The 10,000-nt window shown below is 69.2% G+C and carries 6 protein-coding genes, 2 rRNA genes and 1 pseudogene (1 of these 9 running past the window's edge); 5 read left to right on the top strand and 4 right to left on the bottom strand.

Annotation, left to right across the window (positions count from 1 at the left end):
• Window positions 1–231 precede the first annotated feature (231 nt).
• The 5 genes from RZ84_RS08235 to RZ84_RS08255 all read left to right on the top strand — a co-directional run bounded on the left by RZ84_RS08235 (window position 232) and on the right by RZ84_RS08255 (window position 6,946).
• The gene (locus RZ84_RS08235; RefSeq protein WP_043263740.1) at window positions 232–1,497 is read left to right on the top strand and encodes a DUF1015 family protein; all 1,266 of its coding nucleotides are present in this window, start codon (window positions 232–234) and stop codon (window positions 1,495–1,497) included.
• Between the two features lie 157 nt (window positions 1,498–1,654).
• Window positions 1,655–3,187, top strand: a complete 1,533-nt coding sequence (locus tag RZ84_RS08240) for a pyridoxal phosphate-dependent decarboxylase family protein (protein WP_043263741.1) — start codon at window positions 1,655–1,657, stop codon at window positions 3,185–3,187.
• Window positions 3,188–3,225: 38 nt separating this feature from the next.
• A complete protein-coding gene (locus RZ84_RS08245; protein ID WP_043263742.1) occupies window positions 3,226–4,548 on the top strand; it encodes a lysine N(6)-hydroxylase/L-ornithine N(5)-oxygenase family protein in 1,323 nt (440 codons plus the stop codon).
• On the top strand, window positions 4,545–5,111 hold the full coding sequence (locus RZ84_RS08250) for a GNAT family N-acetyltransferase (protein WP_043263743.1): 567 nt from the start codon (window positions 4,545–4,547) through the stop codon (window positions 5,109–5,111). The genes RZ84_RS08245 and RZ84_RS08250 overlap by 4 nt, the downstream gene beginning before the upstream one ends.
• On the top strand, window positions 5,111–6,946 hold the full coding sequence (locus RZ84_RS08255) for an IucA/IucC family protein (protein WP_052229832.1): 1,836 nt from the start codon (window positions 5,111–5,113) through the stop codon (window positions 6,944–6,946). Before RZ84_RS08250 ends, RZ84_RS08255 begins: the two co-directional genes overlap by 1 nt.
• A 95-nt stretch (window positions 6,947–7,041) precedes the next feature.
• Here RZ84_RS08255 and RZ84_RS39570 read toward each other — a convergent pair whose 3' ends face one another.
• The 4 genes and pseudogenes from RZ84_RS39570 to RZ84_RS08275 all read right to left on the bottom strand — a co-directional run.
• Entirely contained in the window at window positions 7,042–7,782 is a 741-nt protein-coding gene (locus RZ84_RS39570; RefSeq protein WP_241778025.1) for a tetratricopeptide repeat protein, read from the bottom strand.
• Window positions 7,783–7,917: 135 nt separating this feature from the next.
• A pseudogene (locus RZ84_RS39575) lies at window positions 7,918–8,589 on the bottom strand (tetratricopeptide repeat protein); the annotation flags it as partial.
• Window positions 8,590–8,757: 168 nt separating this feature from the next.
• Window positions 8,758–8,874, bottom strand: a 5S ribosomal RNA gene (gene rrf, locus RZ84_RS08270).
• A 113-nt stretch (window positions 8,875–8,987) separates the two neighbouring features.
• Window positions 8,988–10,000 (bottom strand): 23S ribosomal RNA (locus RZ84_RS08275); it runs 2,109 nt beyond the window's last position.

The raw sequence follows: 10,000 nt of genomic DNA on the forward strand, positions 1-10,000 counted from the left end.
GCCCCGCGGCGCTCGTCCCCGCCCGCCCGCACGCGCATCTGCTCGTCCATCCCGTACTGCTCCTCGCTTCCTCGCTCCTCCGTGCCGTACGAAGGGCTCCGGCGCGCTGCGCGAAGGGCCGGCCCGCCTCCTGGACCCGCCGTCCGCCGCCGCGCTGCTACCGATATTTCCGGCCACCGGGGGCCGCTCCCCCGATCATCCCGCACCCGCCGAGCGGCATAGCATTCTTCAATGACCAGTACCGACGGCCTTCGCCTCCTCCCGTTCCGCGGACTGCGCTATGCCCCGGACCGGGTCAGCAGCCTCACCGCGGTCACCTCCCCGCCCTACGACGTCGTGGTCCGGCCGGACGGCGTCCGTGAGCTGGAAACCTCCGATCCGTACAACATCGTCCGGCTGATCCTCCCGCACGCCGCGGACCCGACCACCCGCCACCGCCAGGCCGCCGACACCCTCCGCCGCTGGCGCGCCGAGGGCGTCCTGACCCGCGACCCCGAGCCCGCCCTGTACGTCTACGAACAGCGCTGCGGCGACGTCCTCCAGCGCGGACTGATCGGCGCGCTGCGCCTGGACGGCCCGGTGCTGCCGCACGAGGACGTGATCCCCGAAGTGGTCGAGGACCGGGCCGCGCTGATGCGCGCCGCAGCCGCCAACTTCGAGCCGCTGCTGCTCTCCTACCGCGGCCGGGGCACCGCGACCGGCGCCACCGCGGTCATCGAGCGCACGGTCCAGAGCGCCCCGCTGCTCGCCACCACCACCGAGGACGGCTTCGCGCACCGCCTCTGGGCGGTCACCGACCCCGCCGACCTGGCCGCCGTCGACGAGGACCTGTCCCACCAGGAGGCGCTGATCGCCGACGGCCACCACCGCTGGGCGACCTACCAGCGGCTCCGCGAGCAGCAGCCCGGCGCCACCGCCGCGTCCCCCTGGGCGTCCGGACTGGTGCTGCTCGTCGACACCGCCCGCCATCCGCTCCAGGTCCGCGCGATCCACCGCGTGCTGCCGCACCTGCCGCTCGCCAAGGCGCTCGCGGAGGTGACCGGCGCGTTCCGGGTCCGCCGGCTGCCCGGCGAACTGCCCGCCGCCCTGGAGACGCTGGAGGAGACGGCCGGCAGCGCCTTCGTCCTCTCCGGCGGCCCGGACGAGTTCCACCTCCTCGACCGGCCCGACCCCGGGCTGCTCGACCGGGCGATCCGCACCGACCGCCCCGAGGCGTGGCGGCGGCTGGACGCGACCGTGCTGCACTCCGTTCTGCTCGACGAGATCTGGCGGATTCCCGACCATCCCTCGGACATCAGCTATCTGCACCGCACCACGGACGCCGTCGAGCAGGCCGCCCGGCACGGCGGCACGGCCGTCCTGCTGCGCGCCACGTCCGAGGAGACGGTCCGCCAACTCGCCCAGCACGGCGTGACGATGCCGCGGAAGTCGACGTCCTTCGGCCCGAAGCCCGCCACCGGCCTGGTGCTGCGCACGCTGGACGACGCCGCGGACTGAACACCCCTGGTCGGGCCGCCCGCGGCACCCGATACCCACCCGATGATCCGGTTAGGTTAGGCTTACCTCACTACGTCATCGGGTGGGCCTCCCTGCCCCCGTGCACACCTCCGCCCTGCACGGGACGTGGTCAACTCCGCACCAGGGAGGGCACTTCATGAGTCTCCTCGCGCACCCCGCCGAGGACCCGGTCGACAGCCGGACATATCTGCTCAACAACGGCACCGCCGACCAGTACCGCACCGCCGTCACCGACAGCGTCGCACGGATCAGCGGCCGGATCGCCGCCACCGACCGCCCGTTCACCGGCATCTCCGTCGACGGCCTCACCCCCGCCGTCGACGCCGTCGACCTCGACACACCCCTGCGCGACCCGGCCGCCGCCCTCGACGAGCTCGAAGAGGTCTACCTCCGCGACGCCGTCTACTTCCACCACCCGCGCTACCTCGCGCACCTCAACTGCCCCGTGGTGATCCCCGCCCTCGTCGGCGAGGCGGTGCTCTCCGCCGTCAACTCCTCCCTGGACACCTGGGACCAGAGCGCCGGCGGCACCCTCATCGAACGCCGGCTGATCGACTGGACGGCCCGCCGCATCGGCCTCGGCGAAGCCGCCGACGGCATCTTCACCAGCGGCGGCAGCCAGTCCAACCTCCAGGCGATGCTGCTGGCCCGGGACGAGACCTGCCGCCGCGAACTGGCCCGCGCCACCACCCCGGACGGCACCCGGCTCACCGACCTCCTCCCCCGGCTGCGCATCCTCGCCTCCGCCGCCGGCCACTTCAGCATCCGCAAGTCCGCCACCCTGCTGGGCCTCGGCGCGGAGGCCGTCATCGCCGTACCGACCGACGAGCACCGGCGGATGCGCACCACCGCCCTCGCCGCCGAACTGGAGCGTTGCCGGCGCGACGGCCTGATACCCATGGCGGTCGTCGCCACCGCCGGCACCACCGACTTCGGCTCCATCGACCCGCTCCCCGAGATCGCCGCACTGGCCGCCCGCCACGGCGCCTGGATGCATGTCGACGCCGCGTACGGATGCGGACTGCTGGTCTCCCGCCGCCGCGAGCTGCTCACCGGAATCGAGCGCGCCGACTCGGTCACCGTCGACTACCACAAGTCCTTCTTCCAGCCGGTCAGTTCGAGCGCCGTCCTGGTCCGCGACCGGGCCGCCCTCCGGCACGTCACCTACCACGCGGACTACCTCAACCCGCGCCGGATGGCCGAGCGGCGCATCCCCAACCAGGTCGACAAGTCGCTCCAGACCACCCGCCGGTTCGATGCCCTCAAACTCTGGCTCACCCTGCGCATCATGGGCGCCGACGCCGTCGGCGAGCTCTTCGACGAGGTCATCGACCGGGCCGCGGACGCCTGGAAGCTGCTGTACGACGACCCGCGCTTCGACGTCGTCGTCGAACCCCAGCTCAGCACCCTGGTCTTCCGCTACGTCCCCGGCGACGACCACGACCCCGAACTGAGCGACCGGGTCAATCTGCACGCCCGGGAAGCCCTCTTCGCCTCCGGTGACGCGATCGTCGCCGGCACCAAGGTCGACGGCCGGCACCACCTCAAGTTCACCCTGCTCAACCCCGAGACCACGCTCGACGACATCGCCACCGTCCTCGACCTGATCGCCGAGCACGCCGGCCGCTACCTCGCCGCCCTGCCCCGGCCGGCCCTCAGCGCCCGCTGACCCTCCCCCCGATCCACCACCCCCTCACGGAGACCCTCGTGACCGCCCCTCACGATGCCCCCTACGACTTCGTCGGCATCGGCCTCGGCCCCTTCAACCTCGGCCTCGCCTGCCTGACCGAGCCCATCGACGACCTCAGCGGCCTGTTCCTGGACAACAAGCCGGCCTTCGACTGGCACCCCGGCATGATGCTCGACAGCAGCCACCTCCAGGTCCCCTTCATGGCCGATCTGGTCACCCTCGCCGACCCCACCTCGCCCTTCTCCTTCCTCAACTACCTGAAGGAATCGGGCCGGATGTACTCCTTCTACATCCGCGAGAACTTCTATCCGCTGCGCGCCGAGTTCAACGACTACTGCCGCTGGGCCGCCGGCAAGCTCGACACCATCCGCTTCGCCCACGAGGTCACCACCGTCGAGTACGACGAGACCGCGGAGCTCTATGTCGTCCACGCCGACCACCAGGGCGAACGCCGCACCTTCCGCGCCCGCAGGCTCGTCCTGGGCACCGGCACCCCGCCGCACCTCCCGGACGCCTGCCGCGACCTGGGCGGCGACCTGCTGCACAACACCGACTACCTGGACGCCAAGCCCGCCCTCCAGGCCAAGAAGAGCATCACCCTCATCGGCAGCGGCCAGAGCGCGGCCGAGATCTACCACGACCTCCTCCAGGACATCGACAGCCACGGCTACCACCTGACCTGGGCCACCCGCTCCCCCCGCTTCTTCCCCCTCGAATACACCAAGCTCACCCTGGAGATGACCTCACCGGAGTACGTGGACTACTTCCACGCCCTCCCCGCGGCCACCCGCGACCACCTCAACGCCACCCAGAAGCACCTCTACAAGGGCATCGACTCCGAGCTCGTCAACGACATCTTCGACCTCCTCTACCAGAAGAACCTGGCCGGCCCGGTCCCCACCCGCCTGCTCACCAACACCGCGCTGAACACCGCGCGTTACGACGCGGCCACCGGTACCTACACCCTCGGCCTGCGCCAGGAGGAGCAGGGCCAGGACTTCACCCTCGACACCCAGGGCCTGATCCTCGCCACCGGCTACCGCTACCGCGTACCGGACTTCCTCACCCCCGTCCGCGACCGCATCACCTGGGACGATCGGGGCCGCTACGACGTCGCCCGCAACTACAGCATCGACACCACCGGTCACGGCATCTACGTGCAGAACGCCGAGCTGCACACCCACGGCTTCGTCACCCCCGACCTCGGCATGGCCGCCTACCGCAACTCCTGCATCATCCGCGAGCTGCTCGGCCGCGAGTACTACCCGGTCGAAAAGGCCATCGCCTTCCAGGAGTTCGCCGCCCCGGCCACCGCGCACCACACGGAGATCCCCGCATGACCACTCCCGTCTTCACCCGCACCGATCCTGTGCTCGGGGAGTTCTCCGTACGCCCCGTCGACCCGGCCGCCGACACCCCGCTGCTGCACCGCTGGGTCACCGACCCCAAGGCCGTCTTCTGGCTGATGCAGGACTGCGATCCGGCCGCCGTCGAGAAGGAGTTCCGGCGGATCGCCGCCGACCCCCACCACGACGCCTTCCTCGGGCTGCACAACGGCGCCCCCGCCTTCCTCATGGAGCGCTACGACCCCGCCCACCGGGAACTCGTCGGCAGCCACGCCGCCCAGCCCGGCGACGTCGGGATGCACTTCCTCACCGCCCCCACCGACACCCCCGTCCACGGCTTCACCCGCGCGGTCATCACCACCGTCATGGAGATGCTCTTCGCCGACCCGGACACCCGGCGCGTCGTCGTCGAACCCGACACCCGCAACACCGCCGTGCACGCCCTCAACAAGGCCGTCGGCTTCGAGGTCGTCCGCACCCTCTCCCTCCCCGCCAAGGACGCCTACCTCAGCGTCTGCACCCGCGACCAGTTCCTGGCCACCCGAGGAGCCTGCTGATGCCCACCGCCACCGCCCCGCAGACGACCGCCCACGGCACCCCGCAGCCCCCCGCCCAGGACGCCGTCGCGCACCTCACCCCCGCCCTCTGGGAGCGCGCCAACCGCGCCCTGATCCGCAAGGCCCTCGCCGAGTTCGCCCACGAACGGCTGCTCACCCCCCGGCCCCTGCCGCAGGCCAGCCACTACGCCGTACGCAGCGACGACGGACACACCGAATACCGGTTCACGGCCCGCAGACAGGCCCTCGACCACTGGCAGATCGATCCCGGCAGCATCACCCGCCACCGCACCGGCACGGACACCGAACTCCCCCTGGACGCCCTGGACTTCATCACCGAACTGCACGGCTCCCTGGGCCTGGCCCCGGCCGTCCTCCCGGTCTACCTGGAGGAGATCAGCTCCACCCTCTCCGGCACCGCCTACAAGCTCGCCGGCGACGCCCCCACCGCCGCCGAACTCGCCGCCTCCGGCTTCCAGGCCATCGAGACCGGAATGACCGAGGGCCACCCCTGCTTCGTCGCCAACAACGGCCGCCTCGGCTTCGGCATCCACGAGTACCACGCCTACGCCCCCGAAGCCGCCGCCCCCCTCCGGCTCGTCTGGCTCGCCGCCCACCGCGACCACACCACCTTCACCGCCGGCGCCGGCCTCGACTACGAGACCCTGCTGCGCGACGAACTGCCCGAGCCCACCCGCAACCGCTTCGCGGCCACCCTCACCGGCCTCGGCCTCGACCCCGACGACTACTACCTCTTCCCCACCCACCCCTGGCAGTGGTGGAACAAGCTCTCCGTCACCTTCGCCGCCGAGGTCGCCAACCGGCGCCTGGTCTGCCTGGGCCACGGCGACGACCAGTACCTGGCCCAGCAGTCCATCCGCACCTTCTTCAACACCACCAGCCCCACGAAGCACTACGTCAAGACCGCCCTCTCGGTCCTCAACATGGGCTTCATGCGCGGCCTTTCCGCCTCCTACATGGAAGCCACCCCCGCCATCAACGACTGGCTGGCCCGCCTGATCGACGCCGACGACACCTTCAAGGCCGCCCGCTTCTCGATCATCCGCGAGCGCGCCGCCATCGGCTACCACCACCGCCAGTACGAGGCCGCCACCGACAAGGGCTCCCCCTACCGCAAGATGCTCGCCGCCCTCTGGCGCGAAAGCCCCGTCCCCACCCTCGAACCGCACCAGCGTCCGGCCACCATGGCCTCCCTCCTCCACCTGGACCGCGACGGCAACTCCTTCGCCGCCGCCCTCATCGAGGAGTCCGGCCTCGCGCCCGCCACCTGGCTCCGCCGCTACCTCGACGGCTACCTCACCCCGGTCCTGCACGCCTTCTACGCCTACGACCTGGTCTTCATGCCGCACGGCGAGAACGCCATCCTCGTCATCGAGGACGGCGCGGTGGCCCGGGTGATCTTCAAGGACATCGCCGAGGAGATCGCCGTGATGTCCGCCGACGCGGTCCTGCCGCCCGCCGTCGAGCGCATCCGCGCCGACGTCCCCGAGGACAAGAAGCTCCTCTCCGTCTTCACCGACGTCTTCGACTGCTTCTTCCGCTTCCTGTCCGGCACCCTCGCCGACCACGGCGTTCTCGACGAGGACACCTTCTGGCGCACCGTCGCCGAGTGCATCACCGACTACCGCATGGCACACCCCCACCTCGCCGACAAGTTCGCCCAGTACGACATCTTCGCCCCCGAGTTCGCCCTGTCCTGTCTCAACCGCCTCCAACTGCGCGACAACCAGCAGATGGTCGACCTCCAGGACCCCGCCGGCGCCCTCCAGCTCATCGGCACCCTCCGCAACCCCATCGCCCCCTACGCACCCTGACACCCCCTCACCCCAACGCAGAAGGGCGGGACCCGCACGGGTCCCGCCCTTCTCCTCATCCTTTATCAGGACGGATCCAGCTATCGAGCCATCCGTCAGCCCTTGCCGGGCGCCTCGGCCGAGCCGGGCTCCGCCTCGTCCTCGGACTCCTCCAGCACATCCGTGAACTGCACCCCGTCCAGCTCCGCGAGCCGGTCCGAAGCATCCGTCGCGCCGGCCTGATCGGCCTCCAGCGCCCTGGCGAACCAGTCCCGCGCCTCACCCGCGCGCCCGACCTCCAGCAGCGCGTCCGCATACGCGTACCGCAGCCGCGCCGTCCACGGGTGCACCGCGTTCGACGCCAGCTCGGGGCTCTGCAACGTCACCACCGCGGCGTCCGCCTGCCCCATGTCCCGGCGCGCCCCGGCCGCGACCAGCCGCATCTCCACCTGCCCGGCCCGGTCCAGCTTCTGCACCTCCGGCTCACCGGCCATCGCCAGCGCCTTCTCCGGCCGCCCGAGCCCGCGCTCGCAGTCCGCCATGACCGGCCACAGCTCCGCGCTGCCGGTCATCCGCCGGGCCGCCCGGAACTCCGCCAGCGCCTCGCTGTACTTCCCGACCGCGTACGCCGCGAAGCCGGCCGCCTCGCGCACCGCGGCAACCCGGGACGCCAGCCGCAGCGCCACCCGCGAGTACCCGTACGCCTTCTCCGGGTCCTCGTCCAGCAGCTTCGCGACCATCACCAGGTTCCTGGCGACATCCCCGGCCAGCGTCTTCGGCAGGCTCAGCAGCTCCTGCCGCACATCCTTGTCGATCTCCTCACCGGTGACGTCGTCCGGAATCGGCAGCCGCTTGATCGGCTCCCGGTCCCGCCGCTCGTCCCGACGGTCATCCCGCCCACGCCCGCCCCCATAAGGCCGACGCCCGGAACGCTCCTCGTCCCGCCGGAATCCACCCCGGTACCCACCACGCTCGTCATCCCTACGCGGCCCCCGGTCATCCCTGCGGAACCCACCCCGCTCACCACGGTCATCATCACGACGCGGCCCACGGTCATCACGCCGGAAACCACCGCGCTCACCACCCCGCACATCATCACGCCGCGGACCCCGGTCATCACGCCGGAACCCACCACGGCCATCCCGCCGGTCGTCCCGCCGCTCGTCCCGACGGAACCCACCGCGCTCGTCGTCCCGCCGCGGCCCCCGATCGTCCCTGCGGAACCCACCCCGCTCACCACGCTCATCATCACGACGCGGCCCACGGTCATCACGCCGGAACGCACCACGCTCACCACGGTCACCGCCGAACGACCGCTCGTCCCGCCGGAATCCACCCCGGTAGCCACCGCGCTCGTCGTCCCGACGCGGCCCACGGTCATCCCTGCGGAACCCACCCCGCTCACCACGCTCATCATCACGACGCGGCCCACGGTCATCACGCCGGAAACCACCCCGCTCACCACGGTCGTCCCGACGGAAACCGCCGCGCTCACCACCCCGCACGTCATCACGCCGCGGACCCCGGTCATCACGCCGGAACCCACCACGCTCGCGGTCCCCGCCGCGGTAACTGCCGCGCTCACCACCGCGGTTGTCCCGGCTGTCGCGCCGCGGACCGCGGTCATCACGCCGGAAACCACCACGGTCACCGTCGTCACGCCTGGGCCGGCGCTCCGAACGATCGTCGGAAGAGTTGGTGGACATCGGCGTGACTCCTGTCTTCGGTACTGCATTCATTCTCACGCACCGACCACTTCGGCGCGCTTCGGCAAAGCAAAAAGGACCCTTGGTCCCAGCGTGAACGCTGGGACCAAGGGTCCTTGAAAGATTGTTCGGCGGCGTCCTACTCTCCCACAGGGTCCCCCCTGCAGTACCATCGGCGCTGAAAGGCTTAGCTTCCGGGTTCGGAATGTAACCGGGCGTTTCCCTAACGCAATAACCACCGAAACCCATTCGGGTTCTAGCGAACAAGCACACTTTTTAATTGAAGAAGTGGAACTGGTTCAACCGACATTGCGACTGTTCGCAACCCGGGAACCACACAGTGGACGCGAGCAACTGAGGACAAGCCCTCGGCCTATTAGTACCAGTCAACTCCAACCGTTACCGGTCTTCCATATCTGGCCTATCAACCCAGTCGTCTACTGGGAGCCTTACCCCATCAAGTGGGAGGGAGCCCTCATCTCGAAGCAGGCTTCCCGCTTAGATGCTTTCAGCGGTTATCCTTTCCGAACGTAGCCAACCAGCCATGCCCTTGGCAGAACAACTGGCACACCAGAGGTTCGTCCGTCCCGGTCCTCTCGTACTAGGGACAGCCCTTCTCAAGACTCCTACGCGCACAGCGGATAGGGACCGAACTGTCTCACGACGTTCTAAACCCAGCTCGCGTACCGCTTTAATGGGCGAACAGCCCAACCCTTGGGACCGACTCCAGCCCCAGGATGCGACGAGCCGACATCGAGGTGCCAAACCATCCCGTCGATATGGACTCTTGGGGAAGATCAGCCTGTTATCCCCGGGGTACCTTTTATCCGTTGAGCGACGGCGCTTCCACAAGCCACCGCCGGATCACTAGTCCCTACTTTCGTACCTGCTCGACCCGTCAGTCTCACAGTCAAGCTCCCTTGTGCACTTACACTCAACACCTGATTGCCAACCAGGCTGAGGGAACCTTTGGGCGCCTCCGTTACCCTTTAGGAGGCAACCGCCCCAGTTAAACTACCCACCAGACACTGTCCCTGATCCGGATCACGGACCCAGGTTAGACATCCAGCACGACCAGAGTGGTATTTCAACAACGACTCCACACCAACTGGCGTTGGCGCTTCACAGTCTCCCACCTATCCTACACAAGCCGAACCGAACACCAATATCAAGCTATAGTAAAGGTCCCGGGGTCTTTCCGTCCTGCTGCGCGAAACGAGCATCTTTACTCGTAATGCAATTTCACCGGGCCTATGGTTGAGACAGTCGAGAAGTCGTTACGCCATTCGTGCAGGTCGGAACTTACCCGACAAGGAATTTCGCTACCTTAGGATGGTTATAGTTACCACCGCCGTTTACTGGCGCTTAA

It is taken from the genome of Streptomyces sp. CT34 (assembly GCF_000805335.1).
In the GTDB taxonomy this organism is placed as follows: Bacteria; Actinomycetota; Actinomycetes; order Streptomycetales; family Streptomycetaceae; genus Streptomyces.